Consider the following 26008-nt stretch of genomic DNA (forward strand, 5'->3'; position numbering starts at 1 on the left):
ATGAGGTCTTCCCCGCCCAGAACACCTGACGACAGTCCACCGCCCATGGATCGCATCAGGGGGGCGTCTACCGTTCCGGCGTGACCAGTGCGCCGAACTGACAGTGCGCGGATGCTTGAGGCAACCCTCCAGACCAGCACCGACAGTCGACCGTCAACGTTGGCCAGACTCCGCACGATCGCAACACACGACCCCGTCACGGAGACGTCGACCAGATGCTCGCCGCCGCACATCTGGAGCCGGACGGACGGCATCAATCGCACTTGGTGAATTGGATATCACAGACTCGCATCTTCGCCGCGAGCCCCCCGAGTGGCCGGGTAACCTCCTGGATGATCTGCTGGGGGGAAATTGAAATATCGAAAACGAATGTTCGCCGTCTTGGCGACGACTGGGTTGATCGCTTTCGCGACGGGCAGACGTACGGTGCGTAAAGGCGCTACTCCTTCGGCACTCCGCTCAGCGCCGGAGATCACTCACGAGCCTACCGAGGGCTATTACGATGCGCGGAGAGGTGCCGCTGGCTACGCACCCATAGTCGGAGCATTTGGCGCGTTGGCAGTACCCGCAGTCGTCGTCGTGTTCGTCAACCTCACTGACGCCCAACGTCACAGTCCGGCTGCCGCGTTCGCGGCAGGACTGCTCGTGGTCACGGTCATCGCCAGCATCATCGGAGCGATTTCTCTGGCTGCCATCGGCGGAGAAAGCTCCCTTACCCCCAACTTGACATCGGCAGTGATGTTCGCCGCTGTTCCGGTCGTTATCGCACTCGTCGATGTGGTCGCAGCGTTCGAACTGCTCTCCTCTCTAGCCCTGCCTGATGCCCGGCTCCTCCTCCAGTTGATCACCGGCGCGTCCGGAGCCCTCGGAGTGTTCTTTACAGCCCTTGCGCTGGGAGACAGCTGGGCTACCCATCCAGCCCACTCGCCCAACTACGAAGAGTGGAAAGAGGACGAGTGGATTCGATCGCAGGAAGAAGCGGACAAAGCCGCGCTGTGGGTAGCGGGACTCGGAGTTCTTCCGGTCACGATAGGAACGGCCTTGAGGGTCTTTGCCGGATTACGCGTGACAGCAAGCGTCACCACAGCTAATTCGATCATTCTCTGTGGCCTCGCGCTCTCTGTCGCTGCAACTGTCGCCAGCGCCCTGCGTACTCACCACCCGGAAAGGGTGCCCTCTAGGGGGCCGCGACCGGAGGAGGCCTACGTCACTACCCTCGCTACCAGCACCTATGCCGCCATTCTCCTGATCTTCCTGCCCTGAAGCCAGGCAACTGGTCCGTCAGTGCTCACGATGCCCAATGGAACGAAGTCGCCCTTTTCTGCGGGGGTTCACCGGCCGACCATGCGCCGGCTCGGGCGTGGCGCCGATGACGCAGGCGTGGCCCGTCACTTTTCATGAGTGGCGGGCCACGCCGGTCTACATGACCGACGCTTCCAGCGAAGTGGCCCTCAAGGGCCGTCCTCCTTATGGCGCTCGGCGTTCAGGTACACATCAAGGCGACCACCTCGCCGTGTTTGAGGGGATGACAGGAGGCAGGAGTTGACGGCCAGAGCGGCAGGGTAGATCACCCGGTGCCCGTAGCGAGCGCGGGCGCGATCAGCAACGGCTTCGATCGCAAGAGGCTTGTCGTCGCGTGCGTCGAGGGTGAGCTGCCAGGTGCCACGGTCCGCCGGACGAAGGGCATCGGCGCGCAGCGCGATGCTGCGGACCCGGGCGCGCTGGAGCACGAGGGAGTCGTACACCGCGTAGGCGGTGCGGGCCAAGAGGACGGTGTGCCGGGCGACCCAGGCCGGGAACCCTCGATTCAGCGCGGACCGGCTCTGTGGAGGAGGGCGAGGCGCACGGTGATGGCGTCGGCGGAGTTGCATCCGAAAGGAGTGTCAGTGGGTGGCAGTACCGTCGGGGCATGACTGTATGGCCGCCAATTGATCGTGATGATCTTCGCAAGGCGCGTGGTGACGCGGGCTTCGATACCGTCTTCCCGTTGCTGATCAGGCGCTTGATAGCCGAGACCGCAAGTGGGTTGGAATTCTTGGACATGCCAGGAGGCTCCGGCACTGCGATCGGAGGTTTCGACGGCATCGTCACAGCGACGGGACTGTCGGCGTTCGTGCCCGAGGGAACTTCGGTGTGGGAGTTGTCTGTTGGCGGCGGCAACAGCAAGGCCGAGGATGACTACGAGAAGAGAATCAAAGGCCCGAAGGGGCTCGCGACCCAAGACGTTACATACGTGGAAGTCGTCCTCGACAGGTGGCGAGACGCCCGAACCTGGGCCGCGCGCCACACCGAGGACGGTCGGGGGCGGGAGGTGCGCGGGTACAATCTCGACGGGATCGACCTCTGGCTGGAACAAGCGCCCGGGTCTGGTGCACGATCGGGTGACAGTTGAAGCGGCCCCACTGGGGCCTCCGGGCCGGTCACGGGCGGGGCCGTTTCAGACCGCCTCCGAGCGGGCTTCACAAGCTTCGCGGTGGTGGGACCAAGCGCCGCGCTTGGCACCGACCGACGCCACGACCTGGCCCTCACGCGATACATCACGCCCCGCACGGGCAACTATCGGACGTGGCGCCTGCGAACTTGGTCCAGAACCTTCCATTGCCAGGCGGCCTTATGGATGTGCTCTGCGAGCGGTACGCCGCCGTTCCCGAGGCCTTGCTCGAGCGCTGGCGGCCGAGCCACGCGAACGAACGCGAGAGCAGCCATCGACAAAGCGCCCCGGTTGACGTGAGCGAAGCCAAAACGGTCCCCGCGGAGTGGCCGGTCAGTGGCTGCCGGCGAGTTCCCCGCTGAGCGTCTCGTGGATGCGTGCGCTGAGTTCGTTCAGCCCGATGATCTCGACGGTCTTGCCGCGCTGAGCGTACTTGGTCTCGATGGCGTCCAGCGCGGCCACGGAGGACGCGTCCCAGATGTGTGCCGCCGACAGATCGACGACGACCTTGCCGGGGTCACCGGCGTAGTCGAACTGCCCGACCAGATCGTTGGAGGAGGCGAAGAAGAGCTCGCCGGTGACCCGATAGACGACCGCGGTACCGTCGGGGTCGGTGACGGCGGTGACCTCGGCGAGGTGGGCGACCCGCTTGGCGAAGATGACCATCGCGGTGATCGAGCCGACGACTACTCCGATGGCGAGGTTGCTGGTGGCGACCACGCACACAACGGTGATCACCATGACGGTGATCTCCCCGGCGGGCATGCGCTTGAGAGTCTTCGGTGCGATGGAGTGCCAGTCGAAGGTGGCGAATGACACCATGACCATCACGGCGACCAGCGCGGTCATGGGGATGTCGGAGACGACCGGTCCGAAGACGATGCACAGCACCATGAGGAACGCACCCGCGAGGAACGTCGACAGGCGGGTGCGGGCGCCGGAGACCCGTACGTTGATCATGGTCTGGCCGATCATGGCGCAGCCGCCCATGCCGCCGAAGAAGCCGGTGACGATGTTGGCGACGCCCTGGCCGACGGACTCGCGGGTCTTGGAGGAGTGGGTGTCGGTGATGTCGTCGACCAGCTTGGCCGTCATCAGCGACTCCATCAGGCCGACCAGCGCCATGGCGAGCGCGTAGGGCGCGATGGTGGTCAGGCTGTCCAGGGTGAACGGCACGTCGGGCAGGCCCGGCACCGGCAGTGAGGACGGCAGCTTGCCCTTGTCGCCCACGGTCGGCACCGCGATTCCGGCCGCGACGGTGATGACGGTCAGGATCACGATGGAGACCAGTGGTGCCGGGATCACCTTGGTGACCTTCGGGAAGAACACCATAAGCGCCAGTCCGGCGGCGATCAGCGGATAGACCGGCCAGGGCACGTCGGTCATCTCCGGCATCTGCGCCATGAAGATGAGGATGGCCAGGGAGTTGACGAAGCCGACCATCACGCTGCGCGGCACGAACCGCATCAGCTTGGCCACCCCGAGCGCGCCGAGGGCGATCTGGAAGACGCCGGCCAGGATCACGGTCGCGACCAGGTAGCCGAAGCCGTGCTCGCGGTTCATCGGGGCGATGACCAAGGCGACGGCACCGGTGGCGGCGGAGATCATGGCAGGCCGTCCGCCGACGATCGCGATGGTCACCGCCATGGTGAACGAGGCGAACAGGCCGATGGCCGGGTCGACCCCGGCGATGACCGAGAAGGAGATCGCCTCGGGGATCAGGGCAAGGGCGACCACGAGCCCGGCCAGCACCTCGGTGCGCAGCACCTTCGGATCGGACAGCCAGGATGGGCGCCGAATGCCGCGCAGCCGGGCGGCCGGGGACAGTGCAGAGGAGGACAAGAGGAAAGGAACCTGTCGTGCTCGGGCACACCCGGCATCACAGCGGGCGCGCGGGAAGACATGACGACCGGGGCGGCCCGTCACGAAGTCCGCGAGAGGCGGACAGAAGTCAGTGGGTGGCAGCGACGGAATCAGGCGCCGCCGGGAGGCTAAGGGTCACGGCGGACAGGAAGCGGCGCCGGGCATCACGGACATGCTCACGCTCTCTCCTGCTTGCTGCGGACAATGGTCTCCACCCGGGGCGTCGTCGGCCCCGACACGGCTGACGGAAACGGGACGGCATCCCGCACCATGGGGAGCGGTGCCAGCAGGCAGCCGACCCGGCACCAAGGCAACTCTACCCTAACGTTAGAGTAGAGATCGGCGGCGGCCGCCCGTTGCCGTGGCGAGAGATGAGGAAGGCACCCCGCGTGAGCAGCGAGCACATGCAGATCGGCGAGGTCGCCGCACGGACCGAGCTGTCGCTGCGCACCATCCGGCACTACGAGGAGACAGGGCTCGTCATCCCGTCGGCTCGCTCGCAGGGCGGTTTCCGTCTGTACACCGAGGCCGACGTCGCCCGCCTGATGGTCATCCGCCGTATGAAGCCGCTCGGCTTCACCCTGGACGAGATGCGCGCCCTGCTGGAGACCACCGACCGGCTCGACTCCGGCGAAAAGCTGCAATCCGGGGAACGAGAGGAACTGCTGGAGCGGATCCGTGGCTTCGAGCGGGCCGCCCAGCAGCGGGTCGAGGACCTGCGCACCCAGCTGTCCCGGGCCGAGGAATTGGCGGCCACGCTGGCACAGCGCCTCGCACAGGCCGCCGACTGCTGACGTATCCGGTGTCCTTTGCCGCGGTCGATGCCACTCCCTGTTGACCTGCGGCTGGCCACCACGCCTCCATACCCGGGCACTCGGGCCCGAAACAGACGCAACACCGCACCTGAGCGCTACATGTAGTAGGCGTAGCGGGTGGCGATGCGGGCGTTGGGTGGGACGTGTTTGAGGATGGATCCAACTCGGTAGGCGGTGCGCAGGGTGAGGGGGTCTCGTTCGTCGAGTTGGGCGTTGTTCCAGTTCATCTTGGTCAGGGCGAGGATGTCGGTGCTGGCGGTGAGTAGGTCTGTGCCGTGTGTTACGGGCCGGATCAGCAGGGGCTGGGGGACGTACAGGCCGGGGTAGGTCCGGAAGTACGGTACTGAGCCGCGGGTGTACAGGAGCAGGGAGCGGGCGTCGAGTTGGACGCTGGTGCCGCGCAGTGGCGGGAGTTGCCCGGTGCGGTACAGGTGCGGGGCGCCGCGCCGCTGGATCCACAGCAGGTCGACATGGTCGATGTCGCGCAGGTCGGCTGCCTCGTGGAAGCCGTCGATCTCGCCGGTGGTGAAGTTCGAGGTCTTGTGTACGACGATGCGTGCGGGCTGGTGGCCGTGGGTGGTGCGGTACTCGGTGAGTGCGTCCAGCAGTAGCTGCCGGGCGTCGGAGAGCTTCAGGTGGGGCTGGCGGTCGGTCTTGGAGATCTGTGCGGTGCCGCCGCGGACGACGACACCGTCGCCGCGTTCGTTGAACACCTGGGCGACGGCGGTGTGCAGTTCGTTTCCCCTCGCGCTGCGGTAGAAGCTGACGCCGACGTAGCAGGTGGCCAGGTCGGAGCTGTGGCGCTGCATGCGCCAGGGGGTCCCGCCGGCCTTGTAGTACAGGGCGGTGTGCAGGTTCCAGGCCCTGGTGGCCTCGTCTTGCAGGGGGCGGAGTGTTTTCCCGTTGGTCCTGGCCGGGGTCCCGGTCCAGGTCTCCTTGCGCATCAGCTGTAGTGGAGCGGGCAGCGTGAGCGCGGTGGCCTTGAGCAGGTCGTGGAAGTCGCCACCAGTGTCTCGCTCGTCCTGATCCTCGATGCGTTCGGCTGCGGACTCCTCCGGCGGCGGCTGTTCTTCGCGGTCCTGGAGTTCTTCCGGGCGGGCGCAGATGATGACCCGGCAACGTCCGCTCTCGGCCAGGGACCGGGCGGCGTCGGCGTAGAGATCGACAGCGTCCTTGGTGGCGGAGGCTGTGTCGGCGCGGGCAAGGCGGCGCAGATGGCGTTCGGGGATCTCGCGGACGAGGGCGTCGTCGAAGACGAGCTCGGCGCCGAACGGGGAGTCGGTGCTGAAACCGGGGAACGGCTGGTGAAGGTTCTCCTGGCCGGGTTTGGTGTCCTTGGCCTCGATGTGGTTCTGGCAGCGCTGGAGCCACTTTCGGATGCCGTCGACCGCATGGGCGGGGCCGACCAGGGCGATGGGGATCCGGTGTGGTCCGGTGGGGGAGTCGGCGTCGGCGGGGCCGTACACGCTGATGCCGTAGCGGGGATCGATGTGGCGGTTTCCGGCGCGGAACTCCAGCTCCGGCTCGTGCAGCACGGGTGCTTTCATTGCGGCAGCTCCCACAATCCCTCGGCCAGCCCGTTCACGCTCGGCTTCGGCGCTGGCTCTTGCGGGATCCAGACGCTTTCGTCGATGGCGGCATCGCAGTCGAGCTGCAGGAGCTGGCCGAATCGGATGCGCTCATCACGGCTTCTGAACAGGGTGTCGTCGCCCTGCAGGTAGTCTGCCCAGGCGCGTACGAGCTGGTAGACGGCGTTGTTGCGCTCCAGCCGCTTGATCTTCTGGACGTACTCGGCGTCGTACAGAGAGTCGCGTCGGCCGTCGATGGTGAAGTGGTAGGTGGGGTTGATCTCCAGGAACCACTGCTCGCCCCAGCGGCGGAAGTACAGTCCGGCAGCGTAGTGACGGCAGAAGCTGATCTTGGTCTGGTCGTCCTTGCCGAAGTACGGGGTGAAGAAGGCACGCCCGCGGCTGCCTCGGTAGCGGCCTTTGATCTTCCGGCTTGATCGGTCGGGCGGGGCCTGCATGTAGACGACCTTCTTGGTGGAGTGCCAGACCAGCTCGGGATGGTGTGCGGAGCGCAGGGTGAAGTTCAGCAGGGAAACGAAGCGCCGTTGCAGGTCGGGGTCCTCAGTGGTCGACCACTCCTGCGTCGGGATGGAGGTGACCGGTCCGTCGCACAGCACGGCGAGAGGGCCCTCGTCCAGTCGGCACAGCGAGGAGATCCGTCCGGCGGCCAGGACGAAGCCGCTCTCGAACTGGTTGCCGTTCGAGCGCATCCGCTCCCATGCATCACCGCGGTCCCGACACGGCGTGGACGCCTCGTAGATGAGCGGGGCGAAGCCCTCAATCATGAGGAGGTTCGAGACCAGCTGTTCGCTTCCCTCAAGCCGTGGCAACGGCTCTCCGGCGGGCACGCCCAGGGCCGACAGCCGACTGAAGGCATCGAGGTCGAAGCGGTCCGCGGCCTTGTCGAACTGAACCACGCGCCGTGCCCTGCGTTCAGGGTCGGCGAACCAGGTGTCGACGCGTTTCCACCACGCCTGCTGGACACGCAGGTCCACGCAGATGAGCACGACCGGACGGCCCAGACGAAGCCAGTAGGCGATGTGGTCGGCCTTGCACGTGAACTTGAATTCGGCCGCGGTCTCGCCCCGAAACCCGACTTCTGTGCCCTTCACCTGGGCAAGGACGGCGACACCGGTGACTTCCCGATCGGCGTCCACGAACTCGATCTGACCGTCGATGGCGAAGTCACGCTTGGTGTCGTTCCACACGTGCCCGGCGTCGGAGACGGCCTTGTCGACGAATGCCTCGCCCCGGAACCCAGCCCGCTGCTGGACACTGCGCTGCGGCATCCGATCAGTGCTCCGAGAAGGACACCGGAGTGCCCGCCGTAGCCCGGCCGGATCCGCGAGGCCGAGGCCACGCTCTGTTGTCCCACCCCATGGAGTGATCCTCCGTCCTTCACGCGTGGTGCACGTCAACTCAGGATAGGAGGGACCACCGACAACGACCGGTGCGCGCATGCGGGAGGAGACTCGGAGGCCGCGCACTGGGACATTTCGAGGACTTCACTGACTTCGCCCAAAGTGCAGGGCATCGCGGGCCGGCCAAGTGATTACTGTTCTTCTGTCTTGGGCGCGGTGAGGTCGGGAGGGTAGCCCTTGGCACGCAGGAATGCGTCGAGCGCCATGGCGACGATGTCGCCGTGCTGGACGCCGTGGTCCGCGTGATATCGGCGGATGCGCCGTTGGAGTTGGAGAGCGTCGGGGACGGCGTAGTTGATCTGCCCGCGACTGGTATGGCGTCCATTGATGACCTCCAGCGTGTCCGGATGCGGCGCCAACGGGTCGTCGGTCAGGTCGGATGCGTGTCGAGAGCGTCAGCCAGCTCACGCAGCTGACGGGCGTGGTGCGAGAGATCGGGCATGGGCTGCTCCAGTCCGGTCGCCTAGTCGACTAGCTAGCCGCCTAGTCGACTAGTGGAATAGTCGGGGGGACGGGTGTCCGCGAACGAGATGAGCGTTCGCGGACACCCTGGGAGATGTACGCCGTGTCAGAAGCCGCGGGAGGTGAGCCATTCGTCCAGGGCGACCGAGACGATGTCGCCGATGGGCAGGTGGTCGAGTTCGTTGTCCAGCGCGAAGCGCTTGATGCGCTTCTTCAGCCTCAGCGCGGCAGGCACGGACGAGTCGAGGCTCTCGCGCGTGATGATGCGCTGGTTGAGAACGGCGGCCGTCTCGGGAATGTCCGTGGGCCTGCCGGGTCCCTGAGCCCACGGGGTTCCCTCGCTGGGTGCCGCCTCAGATCGCGTGTTCTGCTCCGGGTGAGATCGCGGAACGTCGGTCCTCACCGGGAAGGCAGTCCCGCCTGGGACCGGAGACACAGCTGGCCGGACGGCAACCTCGGCGGTCGGGGACACCCCCGAGTCCGTGTAGGTGGCCTGGGCCGGAGCGGACTGCGGAGCCTGTTCGATCAGTTGCGCGGGCTGACCAGGGGGTGCCATGGTTTCGGCAGCCTGGGCCACGAACTGCTCCTGCCCCTGCAGCGATTGCCCAGAGGGAACCGGCTGCACTGCGGGCGCTACTGCGGACGGGGCTTGAGCAGGGCCGCTCGGTACGACGCTGACGGTCGGCGAGACGTGGGGCCGTGGCACCTCGGGGTCCGTCCCAGTCGGGTCGCCCTGCGTCGCGTTCGCCATGCGAGCCGTGGAAGCGCGCTGGGCCTCGGATCCGTCGCCCGCAGTACGCCCTTCGCTTTGGGTGGCGGCCTGTTCGGCAGCGAACTGCTCGGGCGTGAGTTCGGCGGCCGGGGGAGGGGGCGGCGGGGTTGTCTTCTTGGCTCCGCCCAGGGTGCGGCCGCCGGTGCGGCGGGCCGGCGGCTTCGGCCTGTCGTTCTTCTCGCTCATGCCTGGGTCAGCTCCTTCATCAGGTTGGCGTACTCGCTCAGTTCGGTGGGGATCTCGCCGAAGGCCTCCATGTAGTGGACCCAGGAGTGGATGGTGGTTTCGGCGAGCGGGAATGCTTCGTCGCGGTCGGGGCCGATGCCCTCGCCCTGGTCAGGGTCGAGGAGCTGGTCCTTTGCCCGGCTGGGCAGGCTGGTGCGGTCGTCGGCCTTGACCATGACGACGTGGGCGGTGACGCCGTGCTCGTTGCGTGCGGCGGCGCGCTCGGCCTCGTCGAAGGTGGCCACGAGCTTGCGGCGCTCGATCTTGGTGGGGGCGACTGGCACGAGCAGCAGGTTCGCCTCGGTAACAGCCTCGTGGAAGATGCGGGCGCTGCCGCCGCCGGCGTCGACCACGATCGCGCCGAACTCGGCGCGCTTGGTGCGGATGTACTCGGCGATGTCGTCGAACGGGTACCGCTCGACAACCAGGTTCTCGGGAATCTCGAAGCCGGCGGCCTGGGCGACCTTGAACCAGTCGTAGGCGGACTGGCTGGTCGCGTCGGCGTCCAGCAGCAACGTGGGCAGGCCGAGGACGACGGCGTAGTAGAGGGCGATGAACCAGGCGGAGGTGGTCTTGCCGGTGCCGCCCTTGAGCATGCCGACAACGATCACGAACGCGTCCCAGACGTGTTCTGTGGCTGCGGCCAGGGTCTTGTGACGGGTGTTCTCGTTCACGTGTGCTTGATCTCCTGAATTGGGACGGGGTGTTGTGTGGTGTGCGCGTCGGCTAGCGGGCCGTCGACGGGGGTGTCCGTGCTGCCCTGCGGCGGCAGGAATGGCGTACGGCCGCCTTCTTGATCTGCCAGACAAGGTGGGGAACACCCACGGGGACGTGGGGGCTCATGGCCGCTCCCTCGGGGCGTGGGCCGGGCCGTGGTGGTGTTGGGGCCGCATGCGGGTGCCTGCTTGGTGCAGGAGCCGGTAGACGGTGGCGACGGAGTAGCTGTGCTCCCTGGCGAGTTCGGGCACCGTGGCGCCGGCCTCGTACCGGGCCCGCAGGGACAGCGCGAGCTTGTGCCGCTCGGCGGCCCGCGCTGCGGCGCGCATCCGCAGCGTCTGCTGGGTGGTGCGCACGGTGCCGCCGGCCTCGATCAGCAGGCGCCGGGCAGCACGCCTCGTCTCTCCGGCGCCTGCCGCGAGTTCGGTGAGGGTCGCGCCGTGCTGCTCGTAGAGAGTCCGCAGATGGGCTGCGAGTCGCTTGCGGGCTTGTGGGTCCTGGCGCATCCTGCGGGTCTGCCACGACGTGCGCATCACGGTCCCGGCGTCGTGCAGCCGGTTGAGGACGGTGCCGTAGGACAGGCCGCTGGCGGTGACCAGTTCGTCGACCGTGGCACCGGACTCGTACTGCTTGCGCAGGGACAGGGGCGTCACCGCCTCGCTCGGGTCGATGGTGACCGGGGGCTCTGGGTTCATGCGACGGACTCCCATTCGCTGAGGGCTTCGGCATGGGCAGCGGCCAGCTCGTCGTAACTGCGCTGGTCGGCGGGCGTGATGAGGATCAGGCGGCCGTCGGTGGCGACCCGCCAGTCGGCGGTCGGATGTCCTGTGGCCGGGTCGAGGACGCGCCCGTCGGGGGCGTGCCAAGTGGGCGGGATCTCGTCGGGGCGAGGTGCTGGGACCAGGACCTGGCGGCCGTCGCGGACGAGCACCACAGCCCTGCTGCGGTGCTCCGCAAGCCGGTCCAGTGCCTCCTGGTAGGCCGCACGCTCCGCCGTGTGCAGGGTCTTGCGCCGGGCCGCGACGCCCCAGGTGCCGTGTTGCTCGGCGACCTTGGCCCAGCCCTGTGCCGGCGTGTGGCCGTTGGCGGCGTCCGGGAGGTGGATTCCGAAGCCCTCCAGCGCACGTGGCGCCAGGGCCCAGGTCTCCCCGGTGTGCTGGACGAGACCGTGGTCGGCGAGGCGTTTCAGGGTCCGGTAGGTGGTGGCGCGAGAGACCGAAGAAGAAGCGACGAGGTCGGCAGCGGTCTGGTCGGGGTGCAGGTGCAGGGCGCTGATGATCACGAGGGCGGCGCTGCCGAGGCCGTGATGGGCGAAGGCGTCGTAGCCCATCAGACGTGCGAGGACGGTGGAGTCGATGTCGGCCGTTGTGGCCGTCTCAGGGGTGGTCCACTCCTCAAGTGCCGGGTCGGGGGGGAACTGAGTGGTCCACAAACGAGACGGAGCGCTGCCCAGGGCGAGATACCAGGTCGAGCCCTCCCGGCCGTGGCCGACCCGTAGTCGGCGCAGCCAGCCTCCCGGCTTGAGGACCGTCTCGTAGACGGCCCGCAGTGTCGTGCGGGAGATGCCGGCTTCCTCGGCGGTCTGCCGCTCACTGGCGTGATGCAGCGGACCGCCCGCGGTCTCCGCGAAGTTCAGGTGCGCCCGCAGGACCCGCAGCGCGGTCTGGCCTCGCTCCCCCCGCCACGGCGTGGTCTCGATCCGGTCGCGCAGCGCGGCGAGTAGCTCGTAGGCGTGGTCCCGGGAGCCGAGCGCCAAGGTGGTGCTGACGGTCTGGACGGCGCTGGCCCACACCCGGCGGATGTAGTCCAGCGCCCGAGCCTGCCCGGAGCGCAGCGCGATGTCCCGGGTGTGCCGTCCGCCTTCGTGCTCGGGGTGCAGCAAGAGCTGTGTTAGCTGGTCGACGCTGCCGCCAGCCCGGGCCACGTGGCACGCGATGGCCGCGGTGATCCGATGACCGTGCTCGGCCGCGCCCTGGCGGTCCCCGCGCAGCATCACGGTCCGCTTGTCGGAGGCGAGTCGGCTGTAACTGCCGGTGGCGTAGCGGCCGGTGAGGTCTCCGAGCAGAATGAGATCGGCCGCGGCCGACGGCAGTTGGGCGTGGCCCAGAACGTCGTGGAATTGGGTCGAGCGTCGTTGAGAGGGGGAGTGGTGGGTGCTGTCTGGCACAGTGGGGTCGTCTCGCAAAGACGTGGACGCCACCCAGGCCCGCTAAAACCACGGGTGGTGTCCGGAACCGACCTCCATCGGCGCCAGCAAGGTCCCCAGGATGGCCGTCCTGGAGGCCCTCGTATGCCTGGCCCCGAGCGGAGGCAGACGTCCCCATCGCAGCTCGACCGAGGTCGAAACAGAGCCCCACCAGAGTCCTCACTCGTGATCCACACCGGCCAACTCGGGTCCCTCAAAGGCCAATTCCAGGGGCTGATGCCTCTGGCTGCCTCCGAGCGACCCGGGTCGAACCGGGGTCGAATCAGAGTGTTTTCCTCTGACTGCCTCCGTACGCCTCTGCAACCCGTCCTAGCAGGTCACAGCCTCATCGCCCCCACACAAGCGCAGGTCAGAAAGATGCGCTAGCTGTACCACTGGTTCCTGGCGAAGGCGGTGATGTGAGGCATGGCGTTCCCGTCCCTGAGAGCGGGGCGCCGTCGCCCCGCGTGCCGTGGTGGACTCAGATTCGTGACGGGGACACAGGGGGGCAAGGACGCTTCCGTCTGACGGAAGCGAATCTGCGGCACGAGGCGGGCGGCCGTCCCGGGGTCGATGAACGCCTCCCATGCGGTCGGCCCGCGGCAGGTACCCGCGCCGCGTGGCGGTCAGCGCTCGCCCTCGGCCTCGTCTCCCGTGATCAGGACACTGCGGTGCGTCCCGTCCGGCGCAACCAGCCTCGGCTGCAAGGTGAGATTGATCCGATGAGTCTGCGAAGCCGCCGATTTGGCGTCTGCGTTGGCTTCGATCACCCAGAAGCGGACCTTGCCGCCGGCCCCGGCCTCACGGTCCACGACCACGCTTGCCTCGATCTCCACCGGACCGAGCTCGAATCGCATCGGTCCGGGAGGCCCGTCCGCCATCGCGGCGTACAGCTCCTGCCGCAACTCCCTTATCAAGTCGGACAGTTCAATCATGCATCGCTCCTTGGCGCTGTCCCGGAGCCGGAATCTTATCGACGTCTCACGGCAAAAGGGGGCGATTGGAGTCGAGCGACGGTCCCGGACGACATGAGCGCCGTGGGCGACCACCAGCTCAGGCGAAGTGCACGGGCGCCATGGAGCTCAGGGTGCTCGACGAGCCGGACCGCACACCCGCTCACTCGATTCGTCGCGCGCTTCGCCCGGTGGACAGGTTGTGCTTCTCCAGCGCTTGCCAGAGAGGCTCGATCGCTCATTGCGACCTTTCGAGCGCCTGACGGTTGGGAAGGCTAAGCCGTAGGCTGTCCAAACCAGCGGGAAGCTACTCGATGACAGCCGGGGGGAGGTCACGGGGTGAGGGAGCGCAGCTCCGCACGGGTACGCAACGAGCTCATCGCAGCGATCACCCGCGTACTCACGACGTCGGAGACGATGCGCCGACAGGCCGGCGCGGACATGGTGCTACAGGATCTCGCTGCGGAGCTGGGGCCGAGCATGGTCATCGACCCCCGCCAGGATGCCCCGCTGACGCTGTGGATGCGGCAGTTGGTGAAGTCCTGTGCGGCTGCCGACGAAGGTCTGCAGACTCTGGCTCGTTGCGTCGACTACGCCGAGCAGGGCTCCGAGACCGCGCTTGCCGTTTGGCGGCTGGTGGACGAGTGGGAAGCGGCGGCATTTTTCGAGAACGCGGATCTGCATCCCCTGCGCCCGGTCCTGCACAGCATCCACTCAACATCGCTCCTGACGCGGCTGGCCCGCCGAGCCAGCCACGCGCGCACGCAGGAACTCGAAGCCTGGTGCAGCACCGGTTGGGAGGTTTTCCTGCACCTGGCCGGGGACAACGCGGCCGCGGATGAGCTGCCCCCCGCCATGGCGTTCCTGGCTCTTGTCGCCGAGTACCTGGTCAAGGACGGCCGCACCAAGGAAGCCGAGGAGCTGCGGCGTTGGAACCGCAGACAGGCCCAACTGCGGGGACTGACCGACGAGATGACCAACTGGCAGCATGACACGTACGACCCACCGAGTGAACCCGCGCTCCATCCCGCGTACCTGCTGATCCAGTTGGAGCCCGACGGAGTCGACCTTGACAGTTACTACCTGTCGCATTGGCGTCAATCCGATTCGGACGGCTGGCACCCGATACCCGGTGAGACCCTGAAACTCAAGAGGACCGAGCTTCCCGCCGCAGTGGATCGCCTCATTGAGCAAGCCGAGGAACGGTGGGCAGACCTGCGCCAGCCTGTGATCATTGAGTACATTTTGCCCTGGGAACTACTTGACGAGCCCGTGGAGTGGTGGAACAAGGAACTTGACGCCCCCATTCCGACCCCCCTGGTGATGGACTACACCGTGGTCCTGCGCTCGTTCGAACGACTACGCAAGGGGGCGTGGCATCGCCCCTGGAACAATCGCTGGCGCCAATTGAAGGACAGTCCTGCCCACAGCCGCTCGCACTGGAGCACGCCGGAGGGTTCTGCCTTTCACCTGGAACGAGAGCTCAAAGAGGACGAACAGATTGTCTGCCTCGTCCTCAGTGAATCGCCCCGTACCGACTCGCCCACGGCCCGTCAGGAGTTCGTGGCAGCTCTGCGAGCGGGCATCCCTGCCCTTCTGTGGGACAGGAGCGGCTCGGGAGTGCCCTTTCGTGAGGCAGCCGCGGACATCGTCCGTGACGGCGGCCTTGCCGGACTGCTGGACCGGACCCGCCGTTGGCGCAATGCAGCGCTGGCGCTGGGGCCCGAGGGATGGAACGACCATGTCGGCCGGCATTTGGCACTGCTCCTGGATGATCCAGAACGACTGCCAGGGCCCTCTGCCGCAGCAGGTGGGCCGGGCAGCTCCTGATCTGAAGTTGCCTACGAGCGGGGGAGATTGGAGGCGCATTTCGTGATGCCGGATGCGCGTGTCATCGCGTGCGACCACTCGCCCGTGGCGCGGGTAAGCTGCCCCGTGCACGGGGTGGTTGTCACGACTGTCAGCGGAGACGCGTCCCCGTCACCGCATCGACACCGCCGCCGATCTTCTGCGAGTGACCATGTCCTATGACGATGTCTGGCGCGGTCGGTTACGGGCTGGAGCAGACACCGCACTGCTCTGGCACACGTTGCTCCCAGAAGGCGGCGACGTGCCCACGGAGGCAGTTCTGATCGTTGATGCCCACGTCAGCATGCGCGTGTGGGATCGCGTGGTCCAGCAAGTGCCCGAGGCGCTGGCTGAGAACCTCACCCATGTGAGAGTCGTCCGACTGCTGGGCACGGACGAGACGGTGCCGTCGCGCGTTGGCACCGATTCTGTCCTTGGAGCGACCGAAGAAGGCACCCGACGGGTGATTCTCGTGGTCACGGATGGGCTTGCAGCTGGTTGGCACCTCGGCACAGTGCAGCCCCTGATCCGTGAGTGGACGCTGAACTGGCCCCTTGCCGTGATCAATGTCCTCCCACCGCATCTGTGGTTTCGCACCGGGCTCGATGTGTCCCACGTTCAGGTGAAAGCACCGGGCCCCTGGACGGCCAATGCGTCGTGGGAGTGGCGGCTGCGGGAGACACCACCGGGACTGTGGGCAGGCGCCGTAGGAGAAGCGGATGGCGAAGGGGAGGACGCAGCCGAAGGGGACCCCCCGAGCATCGTCCCCGTTCTCTCTCTCCTCCAGCACGGTGCGAAGGCCTTGTCCGGCGTGCTGACCGCCGACGAACCTCTCTGGCGGGATCTGCCCGCGCTGGTCGCCCACCGCTGGAAGGCCCGCCCCGACTCTGCGCGGGCATTTCCCTGGGCGGACGAGTTTCTTGTATCGCAAAGTCCACCCACAGCAGCAAGCCGCGTCTCCGACTTCCGGGCGGCCGCTTCCCCCACCGCCTTCCAACTGGCCACCCGCCTTGCCGCGGCACCGCTCAGCCTTCCTGTCATCCGTGCTCTGATTCACTCGACACCCGGTGCCGAGCCGGTGCACGCCTCGGAACTCTTTCTCGGTGGCTTGGTGCGTCCCACAGGAGTCCGCGACGACGCGCCCGAAGCGGTCGTCTACGACTTCCTTCCGAATGCGCGTGAACAATTGCTTGCCGTGGGCCGGCGCAGCGCGACGATACGCACCGTGCGGGAGGTGCGCTCGGTTTTGGCCAACGTTCCGTCAAGCGCTTCTCTGCTGCCGCCCCCGTCGGCGTCGTTGTGCGACCCGACCGTTCCTTCCATCACGAGCCGCAACGCCTATTTCCATCGCGTCGAACTGAGCGCCATGGTGGCCGTGTCCTTTCTTGGGCGTGCCGCCGTTCTCCGTGATGCCCTGCGCTGGCACGATCAGCGGCATGCAGTGCGCCTCAACGATCTTCCGCCCGCTGCGCCCGACGTCATCCCATACCCTCGCCCCGTAGAAGACCAAGGAGCACTGCGCATGACAACCACGCCTCAGCGCCCGGAGGAAGGAGTAAGGACCGCACAGCCTCGTATTTGGAGTCTGCCGCCGCGTAATCAGAATTTTACCGGCCGGACCGAGCTTCTCGATTTGCTGGACGAGCGGCTTGGCGAGGGTACGACAACGGTATTGCCCGAGGCGATCCATGGCATGGGTGGGGTTGGGAAAACACAGCTGGCGATTGAGTACGCCTATCGTCATCAGGCGGAATTCGACATCATTTGGTGGATTCCGTCCGAACGGCCTGGGCAGATCGGCCAGTCGTTGGTGGAACTCGCCAGGCGGTTGGGATTGACCACTTCTTCGGAAGTCAACGTTGCTGGGCCTGCGGTTCGGGAAGCACTGCGTGAGGGTAAGCCCTTCTCTCGGTGGATGCTTATCTTCGACAACGCCGACAGCCCTGAGCAGGTGCGTCCCTATTTCCCGACCGGTGGCACGGGAACCATCCTCGTCACCTCCCGCAATCGGCGCTGGGGGCTCGTCAGCGGCTCCCTCGAGGTGGATGTCTTCACGCGAGAAGAGAGTAAGGAGTTGCTGCGCGGTTCGGGGCCGATCCTCGCGGAAGAGGAAGCGGAAGCACTGGCGGACGCGCTGGGTGATCTACCTCTGGCACTAGTGCAGGCCGCCGCCTGGCGGGCGGAAACGGGAATGTCTGCAGCCGAGTACTTGCGCCTTTTCGAGAGCAAGAAGGACGAGCTGCTCGAGACTGCCCCCCCGCCGGACTATCAGCTGCCTGTCGCAGCTGCCTGGAACGTCTCCCTGGATCACCTGGAGACGCGTAGCCCAGCCGCCCTCCGGCTACTCCAGCTGTGCTCATACTTCGCACCGGACCCGATCTCCAGGAAAATACTGTCACGCCGCGAAAGCAATCGCGACGATCCCTTTCCGGAGCTGAACGCGACGCTCAGCGATCCGATGAAGCTCGCACGTGCGATTCGGGAGATCAACCGCTACTCGCTAGCCCGAATTGATCACCGAACCAACTCCATCGAGATGCACAGGTTGGTTCAGCACGTTTTGATCAACCGTATGAGCCCCCAGGAGCAAGACAGCATGCGCGGTAGCGCCCACCGCCTGATGGCGACAGCCGACCCAGGGACACCGACCGACCCGACCAGCTGGGATCGGTACGCTGAGCTCTACACTCACGTAATGGCCTCAAATGCCCTGCGGTCGGAGCAGTCCTGGACTCGCGACCTGGTCATCAACGTCGCGAAGTATCTGTACCACTGGGGCGAGCACGAGGTCGCCGTCGACTTCTCCGAATCCGCTTGGAAGGCGTGGTTGGAGCTGTTCGGCGAGGAAGACCACCAGACACTGTTGATGGGCCAGTGGTTGACCTGGATGTACTGGACGGTCGGCCGATACCAGGAAGCCTCTGACCTGGTCGAACACGTGCGACGCGTTTACGACCGCGTTGCGGACCCCGACGCTGAAAGCGTTCTTGACGCAATCGACACCGAGGCCGGCGTGCGCCGCGCCGAAGGCCGCTTCCAAGACGCGGTGGAGCTGAACCGAGTCGCTTACGACCGAGCGGTACGCGCCTTCCGCGAGGACGATCCCGTCACCCTGAACATCGCCCACAACCTCGGAGTGAGTCTTCGCCTGACCGGAGCATTCCGAGAAGCGCTCGAGCTGGACCGCAAGACGTGGGGACTCAAACTGCGCGTCTTCGGCCGCGACGAACAGCGCAGCCTCATCACCGAGAACTCGATCGCCATCGACGTCCGCGAGATCGGGGACTACATCGGTGCGCGTCGGCTCCAGGAAAGTGCCCTGAGTGCGTCCCGCGAGCTGTTCGGCGGCGACAATCCCAACACCATCGACACCGTGCGCGAACTGGGCATCGCCTGCCGGAAGGCAGGTGATCACGCCCGCGCACTGGAGTTCGCCCTGGAAGCCCAGGAAGGCTTCACCCGGCGCTATGGTGAGACCCACCCGAGGTCCCTCGCGAGCGCGCTGACGCTGGCCATCGCCCTTCGTCAGAACGGCGACCTGGACAGTGCGCACGCCCGTGGTCTCCAAGTCTGCTCCGGTTATCGCACGGTGTTCCACGAGCGGCATCCTTACACCATGTCCGCGGATGTCGGTCTGGCCGTCTCCGAACGCCTGCTGGGACGGCCGGAAGAGGCACACCGGCTGGACGAGGCGGCGCTGGAGGCGTTGGTCGACGCGATCGGTCCACTTCACCCCTTCACCCTGGTGACCGCCATCAATTTGGCCAGTGATCTGGCAGCCCTGGGCGAGTACCGGACGGCCGTGGACAGGGGCCGGGAAACACTTGCGCGGTGCCTGGAAACCTTCGGCCCGGACCACCCCACCACCCTCGCCTGCGCCGGAAACCTTGCCCAAGACCTTGTGTCAATCGGCTTGCACGACGAAGGCGCAGCCCTGCGCAGGGATACCGGCGAACGCCTGGAGCGAGTGCTGAACACGTCATCCGATGGTCAGGACGCTACTGCTCCCCACCCCGCAGCCATTGAATTCCGGGCGGGCGCCCGCGCGAACTGCGACATCGATCCCCTGCCGCTCTAGCCGGCCCGCTCCTTCGAGTCATCTGCCCTTGGCGAGCCAGGCAGCCAGTCGAAGGGGATCACCGTGCTCCAGACCTGCGGCATTCAAAGCTTCATGAACGGCTCTGATCCGTTCCGGGAAATTGAGCAGAAAGCGAGAAACCTCGCCCTGTGCGGGTTCGTCGGCAAGTGCTCGCCCCAGAAGGGGCCAGGCGGCCGCGGGGGGTTTACCGGCGCGCAACTGCTCCAACAGTACTGGGCGAGCGGCTGACCGCTCGCCCAGTGCGAGGAGCACATCTGCCGGCCCCGTCCCGCTCACCTGATCCTCAGCTCGAAGGACCCAGCATCCCTCGGGGTCGTCGATGGTGTGACGGGCGAGAGTCGCAGCAGTGTCAAGACAGACCGCCCCGCTGTCGGGCACGGAACGCGGCGCGGCCGCAAGGAGAGTGGGTGGGTGGCTGTCTCCGCGCTTCCAGGCGCTCACAGCCTCGTCGACGGCCTGCTGGGACGGTCGTAGGTGATGGGCGCGCCATCTGGCACGGTGGTCTGTCGCCACCTCGTGTGCCAGGTACATGCCCGTACGGGACACCTCTTCGGCCGCCCACGCTTCACACCGCTCACCCAGTAAACACATAAGTCGTCGCCCTAAGGGAGTCAATCGGTGGTGTCGCCCGACGTCCTTCAGGGTTGTCCAGACCTGGTTACGGCAAAGGGCAAATTCAAAATCGGCCAGCAATGATGCGGGGTTGTTTCGGCGGTGCCCACGCCAGAAGTTTGCCATGCCGAAGAAGGCGTATATTCCCTGAATCATGCCTTCCAAAGGTCGCGGATCGTCGCGCCAGGGAGCATAGAACAACTCGATCTGATCATTTGCGTTGTCCGCACGACGTAACAATGGTTCCAGATGAATCAGCGCGCCTAGCTTGATGTGCTGGAATTCGTGTACCAGGGTGGCCGCAAGTTGGGTAGGGCTGTCTGGTAACGAAGCGCTGATGCCACCAAAAGCCTCACCGGCTGAGCTGCTGAAAGGCCGGAATTTCTCTCTTGCGTCCGTGGGCGCCAGGGAGAGGAGAGGGCCGCACCGAAATTCCTCCGCCACAACCGGATCGTCACGCATGAGTATGTTCCATGCGTCGTCGAGTGATGAGCGCCAGACGCGGTCCTCCGCCGGATGCAGAAAGCGTGGCGCTCGGGGTGACGAAAACATGCGGTAAGGGTCATGCTCCTCCAGGACTAGGTGGAGGGCGGACGTCCGCTCCCCGACCGTCAGCCGCCGGGTAGGCAGCCAGTCCGGGGTGGGGCGGTGCCATTCGGGCTCGACGTGCACTTCGACGTCGGCTGCGGTGACCCGCAGAGCGCCTTCCTGTCCGACAGCGTGGGCAGATGCCCACGATTTTCCGCCCAGTTCCTGAAACCTCGCACAGCCCAGCCCCGGAAGAGAAACGGTTCCTCTGTGGAGCGGCACTTCCATGGCGAACGGGAGTCGGGCACGGGTCGCTGCGGCAACGGCCAGCGCGGACAGCCGCCCCGTGACCACCCACAGCGGAATCTGACCGGATACGCCCTCGGTGAGGCGCCGCAGGGCCGAGGAGACCCAGACGCCTGTCCCCGGAGACATCAGGATCTCTTCCACGAGTTCGGGGACCACTCGCTGGGCACGCTCGAGCAGATCCCACGCTTGGGTGACAGTTGCTGCTTCAGCCGGCTTGTCCTGACGAACTCGGTCGAGGAATGCTCGCAGGAGCAACATGCGGCGACTGCGTTCGGCCCTCAGCAACGCCATGACGAAGCGGCCCGGATCGCCATCCTGGACAAGCGCCGGAACATCCTCCGCGGAAAGGGAGTGGAAGGCCGGGCGGCCTTTGGTCGCACCGACATCAGCACCCACAGATCCCCCTGCGTCACCCCACACGAGACGGGTTGCTGCCCCCGACCCTGACCGAATACGGGTCGTCGAGGTCGCTCAGCAAGTGCTCGAGCGACTCGGTCAGATCCGGACCGTCCATGGAGCGCAGTTCCTCAAGAGATATGCCCGAAAGGTCCAAAATTCCAGAACCACTCTCGGGCGTAACCTGCTCTGCGGCTGTCAAGTCCCCTCCTGTTAACGGCCGTTGCTCCATGCGGCGCTCCTTCCCATGATGGCCCAGAGTGAGCCTTCCCGAAACCCTGCGTACGGACCGGTCACCGCATCACTTCATCCATATTTGAGCGTTAATCGTCTCAGAACGTGCTCGACGTGGTGGACCTCCTCCGAGTCTTGCTCCCAGCGCCGCAAAGCATCGACCACCGCGGCGAAGGTGCCTGGGTACCTCCTGCACGTGCGCAACAGTCCGTGCACCTCGAAGCGGAGACTGCCGGCGCGGGGGCGCTGGGCCGCAAGGCGTGGATCGACCTCCTCCAATAGCGTGTCAAGTCCGTCGAGTCGGCGCAGGGAAGGAAGAGCGGCAATGGCATCCGTCACCTGCCATAGTTCGGCGGGATTCACGAGGGACAGCAGGCGGGAGGGCAGTGGGGGAAAGAAAGCCTCCTCGGTGAGCAACAGATGCGGCGGCAAACCGGCATGCCGGCGCATCATCTCCAGCTCCGCTTCCTCCAATGCCTCATACCAGCGGGTCACCCGTACAGCGGCCAGTCGGTTCAGACCGTCTGCCCGATGATGCACGGCAACCACGCCGATGATCGCGTCCCGGTGCCAGACGGCCGCGCCGGACATACCCTCCCAGGGCGAACGGTTCGGCCCCACCTCGTCGGAGGGCGGAGCAACGGCAACTTCCAAGGTCCCCTCGCGGCGGTTCGAGAGGACGGAGACCCTGCCGTCCACGTGACAGGAATCGCGATACCGGGTCGGTCGACCGGTCTCGGCGTGATCGGCCGGGACGGTGGACTGACGCATCTTGAACAGCGGGAACCCGACGGCGGAAACCTGCACCGTCACGTCGTCGTCCGGTAGCCCCGTGAACCGTGGGTGTGCGAGGGCCGAAGGAACCCGGGCAGGTAGATCGGTGAGCTCCAGCAGCGCCAGGTCTGCTCCGGCTGACGCAAAGACGACCCGCGCCTCGGTCGCCCACTCGGTGGGGCGATCCGCGTCGAAACGGACCCGCAACACCGCGTCCGACGCCTCCACGACGTGCGCCGAGGTGATCACGTGATGCCCCGACACTCGATAGCCTGAACCCCGGCGACCCGCAAGACCATGGGTGCGTCCCGTGATCACCTCGGCCACTCGGCTGATCTCCAGCCCTGCCGGACTCCTCTCGGGTGCGTCCACAGGAGCCCTCTACCCCGCGCCTACTCGGCCTACGCCGTCAGGCGCTCAAGCCGCCCGGCGAGTTCGGTGAAGGGCGGGCTGCGGGCGTGCTCCTGGAGCAGACGTGATCATCGCGCCGACAGCAGCAGCCCCGCCAGGGCAGGCAGTTGTGCCGGCGGTGACACCGGCTTTCGCGCTGCGCCGTCCGGCACCTGGTCATCGCGATCGCAGGCGCTACGGCTGCGGCAGGTCGGCTCACTCCCCGTACCGACGACTTTCACGCGGACGCCACCGCACCCTTCCCTGACGTTCGTCGCTCTTGGAACACTCGCACCGCGCGCAATCCGTCACGTTCCGGCCATCCGCACCCAGGATGAGAGGCACTCACCCATGCCCGAAGTCAATCGGCGCCGATTCCTCCAACTCGCGGGCGCCACAAGCGCCTTCACCGCCCTGTCCAGCAGCATCCAGCGCGCCGCCGCGCTGCCCGCGAACCATCGCACGGGGTCGATCGAGGATGTCGAGCACATCGTCGTCCTGATGCAGGAGAACCGTTCTTTCGACCACTACTTCGGCACTCTCAGAGGCGTCCGCGGCTTCGGCGACCCGCGCCCGGCCGTGACCCGGCAGGACGGCAAGCCGGTCTGGTACCAGGCCGACGCCAACGGCAAGGACATCCTGCCCTTCCACCCGGACGCCGACGACCTGGGCCTGGCCTTCATCCAGGACCTTCCGCACGGCTGGAACGACGGACACGCCGCCTTCAACGGGGGCAGGTACGACAAGTGGGTGCCGTCCAAGGGCTCCACGACGATGGCCTACCTGACCCGCGAGGACATCCCGTTCCACTACGCGCTCGCCGACTCCTTCACCGTCTGCGACGCCTACCACTGCTCGTTCATCGGCTCGACCGACCCCAACCGCTACTACATGTGGACCGGGTACACGGGCAACGACGGCCAGGGCGGCGGCCCGGTCCTCGGCAACGACGAGGCGGGCTACGCCTGGACCACCTATCCCGAGCGCCTGGAGAAGGCCGGCGTCTCCTGGAAGATCTACCAGGACGTCGGCGACGGCCTCGACGCGGCCGGCGGCTGGGGCTGGATCCAGGACGCCTACCGCGGCAACTACGGCGACAACTCGCTGCTGTACTTCAAGCAGTACCAGAACGCCCAGCCCGGCACCCCCCTCTACGACAAGGCCCGCACCGGCACCGACGCCCGCAAGGGCGAGGGCTTCTTCGACCTGCTGAAGGCCGACGTCAAGGGCGGCAAGCTGCCGCAGATCTCCTGGATCGTGGCCCCCGAGGCCTTCACCGAACACCCCAACTGGCCCGCCAACTACGGTGCCTGGTACATCGCCCAGGTGCTGGACGCGCTGACCTCCGACCCGAAGGTGTGGGCGAAGACGGCCCTGTTCATCACCTACGACGAGAACGACGGTTTCTTCGACCACCAGATCCCGCCCTTCGCTCCCGGCTCGGCCGCGCAGGGCAAGTCGACCGTCGACGTCGGCCCCGACCTGTTCAAGGGCGACGGCAGCCACCCGGCCGGCCCCTACGGGCTCGGCCAGCGGGTGCCGATGCTCGTCGTCTCGCCCTGGAGCAAGGGCGGTTACGTCTGCTCCGAGACGATGGACCACACCTCCGTCATCCGGTTCATGGAGCGCCGCTTCGGGGTGCACGAGCCGAACATCTCGCCCTGGCGACGCGCCATCTGCGGCGACCTGACCTCGGCCTTCGACTTCTCCCACAGGGACGTCCGGCCGGTCGCCCTGCCCGACACCGACGGTTATCTGCCGCCGGACCACAACCGCCACCCCGACTACGTGCCGACCCCGCCGGCCGACGGCACGCTGCCGAAGCAGGAGCGCGGCCTGCGCCCCGCCCGTCCGCTCAAGTACGCCCCGTACGTGGACGGTTCGGTGGACACGGCCGCCGGGAAGATCACCCTCACCTTCGCCTCGGGGGCGAAGGCGGGCGCCGCCTTCCTGGTCACCTCCGCCAACCGCACCGACGGGCCGTGGAGTTACACCACCGAGGCCGGCAGGACGGTGGCGGACACCTGGAACTCCGCGTATTCCAGCGGCTCGTACGACCTGACCGTGCACGGCCCCAACGGCTTCCTGCGCGCCTTCAAGGGTGTGAACAAGACTGCGGGACCCGAGGTCACCGCCCGCCACAGGGGCGACGCCATCGAGCTGACCCTGACCAACAAGGGCTCCGGCACGGTCCGTCTGAAGCTGAGCGGCGGCTACGGCTGCAGGACACGGTTTCTCACGGTGCGGCCCGGCGCCACGGTGAAGCACACCGTCGACCTGGCGGCGAGCCGGCGCTGGTATGACCTCACCGTCACCTCCGAGGCCGACCCGGCGTTCCTGCGGCGGTTCGCCGGGCACGTCGAGAACGGGCGGCCCGGCGTGAGCGACCCGGCTCTGATCACCGCCTGAGTAAAAGGCGATGCGAGGGGCTGGGTAAAAGGTGATGATGGCGGTGTTGCCGGGACTGGCGGGGCGTGGGTGGTGCCGGGGTAGTGTGCCCCGGTGACCACACAATCGAACACATCTGCTGGCTGGTATCCGGATCCGCACGGAGCGCCGCAGACCCTCCGCTACTGGGACGGCGCCCAGTGGACCCAGAACACCCACGCGGACCAGCAGCAACCGCAGGCCGTCGCTCAGCAGGCACCGCCGCAGCCGATGCCCCAGCAGGCACCGCAGCAGCAGCCGATGCAGCAGGTACCGCAGCAGCCCGCCGCGCCCGACCCGCGGGTGCAGCATCAGGTGCAGCAGCAGGCCGGGGTCGCGCCCAGCGGCCCCGGTGGCGGCAGCCTGTTCACCGAGCCGGTCCTGGTGGTCAACCAGAAGGCCAAGCTGATCGAGCTGACCAACGAGTACACGGTCATGGATCAGAACGGCAACCAGATCGGCTCGGTGACCGAGGTCGGGCAGAGCGCGCTGAAGAAGGCGGTGCGGTTCGTCTCCAGCCTCGACCAGTTCATGACGCACCGGCTGGAGATCCGGGACGCCCACGGACAGCCGCAGTTGGTGCTGACCCGGCCCGCGAAGGTGTTCAAGTCCCGGGTCATCGTGTCCCGTCCGGACGGCTCGCCGGTCGGTGAGATCGTGCAGCAGAACATGATCGGGAAGATCAACTTCGCGATGGTCGTGAACGGCGAGCAGGTCGGGGCGATCAAGGCGGAGAACTGGCGGGCCTGGAACTTCGCGATCGCCGATCACGCGGGCAACGAGGTCGCCCGGATCACGAAGACGTGGGAGGGGCTCGCCAAGACGATGTTCACCACCGCGGACAACTACGTGCTGCAGATCCACTACCAGTTGCCGGAGCCGCTGCTGAGCCTGGTGGTGGCCACGGCGCTGACGGTGGACACGGCATTGAAGCAGGACTCGCGCGGACTGGGCTAGCCCGGGCCGGCGGCGGGCCGGT

19 protein-coding genes are annotated in these 26008 nt (G+C 66.7%); 7 read left to right on the plus strand and 12 right to left on the minus strand.

Annotated elements, in window-relative coordinates; all coding sequences use genetic code 11:
- Positions 1 to 555 precede the first annotated feature (555 nt).
- Positions 556 to 1263: a hypothetical protein gene (locus FBY22_RS10565; protein WP_142144406.1), complete on the plus strand. Its 708-nt coding sequence runs from the start codon at positions 556 to 558 to the stop codon at positions 1261 to 1263.
- Positions 1264 to 1451: 188 nt separating this feature from the next.
- On the opposite strand, the gene FBY22_RS10570 is transcribed toward FBY22_RS10565, so the two are convergent.
- Complete coding sequence (locus tag FBY22_RS10570; protein WP_313905367.1) at positions 1452 to 1766, minus strand: hypothetical protein; 315 nt, start codon at positions 1764 to 1766, stop codon at positions 1452 to 1454.
- A 143-nt stretch (positions 1767 to 1909) separates the two neighbouring features.
- Here FBY22_RS10570 and FBY22_RS10575 point away from each other — a divergent pair, with 143 nt between their 5' ends.
- A complete protein-coding gene (locus FBY22_RS10575; protein ID WP_142144408.1) occupies positions 1910 to 2392 on the plus strand; it encodes a hypothetical protein in 483 nt (160 codons plus the stop codon).
- A gap of 372 nt (positions 2393 to 2764) precedes the next feature.
- Here FBY22_RS10575 and FBY22_RS10580 read toward each other — a convergent pair whose 3' ends face one another.
- The gene (locus FBY22_RS10580; RefSeq protein ID WP_142144410.1) at positions 2765 to 4273 is read right to left on the minus strand and encodes a SulP family inorganic anion transporter; all 1509 of its coding nucleotides are present in this window, start codon (positions 4271 to 4273) and stop codon (positions 2765 to 2767) included.
- A gap of 410 nt (positions 4274 to 4683) precedes the next feature.
- Between FBY22_RS10580 and FBY22_RS10585 the strand changes: the two genes are divergently transcribed.
- Positions 4684 to 5088: a MerR family transcriptional regulator gene (locus FBY22_RS10585; protein WP_142144412.1), complete on the plus strand. Its 405-nt coding sequence runs from the start codon at positions 4684 to 4686 to the stop codon at positions 5086 to 5088.
- 116 nt (positions 5089 to 5204) lie between these two features.
- Here the strand turns inward: FBY22_RS10585 and FBY22_RS10590 are convergent, their stop codons facing one another.
- The 8 genes from FBY22_RS10590 to FBY22_RS10625 all read right to left on the minus strand — a co-directional run bounded on the left by FBY22_RS10590 (position 5205) and on the right by FBY22_RS10625 (position 13394).
- Positions 5205 to 6656 (minus strand): hypothetical protein, encoded by a 1452-nt coding sequence (locus FBY22_RS10590; RefSeq protein WP_142144413.1) that lies wholly within the window; start codon positions 6654 to 6656, stop codon positions 5205 to 5207.
- On the minus strand, positions 6653 to 8137 hold the full coding sequence (locus FBY22_RS10595) for a DUF4365 domain-containing protein (RefSeq protein ID WP_142144415.1): 1485 nt from the start codon (positions 8135 to 8137) through the stop codon (positions 6653 to 6655). Before FBY22_RS10595 ends, FBY22_RS10590 begins: the two co-directional genes overlap by 4 nt.
- A 92-nt stretch (positions 8138 to 8229) precedes the next feature.
- Positions 8230 to 8457, minus strand: coding sequence for a hypothetical protein (locus tag FBY22_RS10600; protein WP_260844781.1), 228 nt, complete (start codon positions 8455 to 8457; stop codon positions 8230 to 8232).
- Between the two features lie 209 nt (positions 8458 to 8666).
- Positions 8667 to 9518 (minus strand): hypothetical protein, encoded by an 852-nt coding sequence (locus FBY22_RS10605; RefSeq protein ID WP_142144417.1) that lies wholly within the window; start codon positions 9516 to 9518, stop codon positions 8667 to 8669.
- Positions 9515 to 10231: a ParA family protein gene (locus FBY22_RS10610; protein ID WP_142144418.1), complete on the minus strand. Its 717-nt coding sequence runs from the start codon at positions 10229 to 10231 to the stop codon at positions 9515 to 9517. Before FBY22_RS10610 ends, FBY22_RS10605 begins: the two co-directional genes overlap by 4 nt.
- Before the next feature lie 165 nt (positions 10232 to 10396).
- A complete protein-coding gene (locus FBY22_RS10615) occupies positions 10397 to 10969 on the minus strand; it encodes a helix-turn-helix domain-containing protein (RefSeq protein WP_260844782.1) in 573 nt (190 codons plus the stop codon).
- Positions 10966 to 12441: a MarR family winged helix-turn-helix transcriptional regulator gene (locus tag FBY22_RS10620; RefSeq protein ID WP_260844783.1), complete on the minus strand. Its 1476-nt coding sequence runs from the start codon at positions 12439 to 12441 to the stop codon at positions 10966 to 10968. Before FBY22_RS10620 ends, FBY22_RS10615 begins: the two co-directional genes overlap by 4 nt.
- Positions 12442 to 13085: 644 nt before the next feature.
- Positions 13086 to 13394, minus strand: coding sequence for a trypco2 family protein (locus FBY22_RS10625; RefSeq protein ID WP_142144424.1), 309 nt, complete (start codon positions 13392 to 13394; stop codon positions 13086 to 13088).
- Positions 13395 to 13751: 357 nt separating this feature from the next.
- Between FBY22_RS10625 and FBY22_RS10630 the strand changes: the two genes are divergently transcribed.
- Both FBY22_RS10630 and fxsT read left to right on the plus strand, forming a co-directional pair.
- Positions 13752 to 15242, plus strand: coding sequence for an effector-associated domain 2-containing protein (locus FBY22_RS10630; RefSeq protein WP_142144425.1), 1491 nt, complete (start codon positions 13752 to 13754; stop codon positions 15240 to 15242).
- A 190-nt stretch (positions 15243 to 15432) separates the two neighbouring features.
- Positions 15433 to 19338: an FxSxx-COOH system tetratricopeptide repeat protein gene (gene fxsT / locus FBY22_RS10635; protein ID WP_260844977.1), complete on the plus strand. Its 3906-nt coding sequence runs from the start codon at positions 15433 to 15435 to the stop codon at positions 19336 to 19338.
- Between the two features lie 18 nt (positions 19339 to 19356).
- Here the strand turns inward: fxsT and FBY22_RS10640 are convergent, their stop codons facing one another.
- On the minus strand, positions 19357 to 21204 hold the full coding sequence (locus FBY22_RS10640) for an HEXXH motif domain-containing protein (protein WP_142144429.1): 1848 nt from the start codon (positions 21202 to 21204) through the stop codon (positions 19357 to 19359).
- A gap of 306 nt (positions 21205 to 21510) precedes the next feature.
- Entirely contained in the window at positions 21511 to 22539 is a 1029-nt protein-coding gene (locus FBY22_RS10645) for an effector-associated domain 2-containing protein (RefSeq protein WP_160159866.1), read from the minus strand.
- 414 nt (positions 22540 to 22953) lie between these two features.
- Here FBY22_RS10645 and FBY22_RS10650 point away from each other — a divergent pair, with 414 nt between their 5' ends.
- Both FBY22_RS10650 and FBY22_RS10655 read left to right on the plus strand, forming a co-directional pair.
- Complete coding sequence (locus FBY22_RS10650; protein ID WP_142144433.1) at positions 22954 to 25011, plus strand: phosphocholine-specific phospholipase C; 2058 nt, start codon at positions 22954 to 22956, stop codon at positions 25009 to 25011.
- A 93-nt stretch (positions 25012 to 25104) separates the two neighbouring features.
- Complete coding sequence (locus FBY22_RS10655; RefSeq protein ID WP_142144435.1) at positions 25105 to 25986, plus strand: phospholipid scramblase-related protein; 882 nt, start codon at positions 25105 to 25107, stop codon at positions 25984 to 25986.
- The last annotated feature ends 22 nt before the right edge of the window (positions 25987 to 26008 follow it).

Source organism: Streptomyces sp. SLBN-31, assembly GCF_006715395.1.
GTDB lineage: Bacteria > Actinomycetota > Actinomycetes > Streptomycetales > Streptomycetaceae > Streptomyces.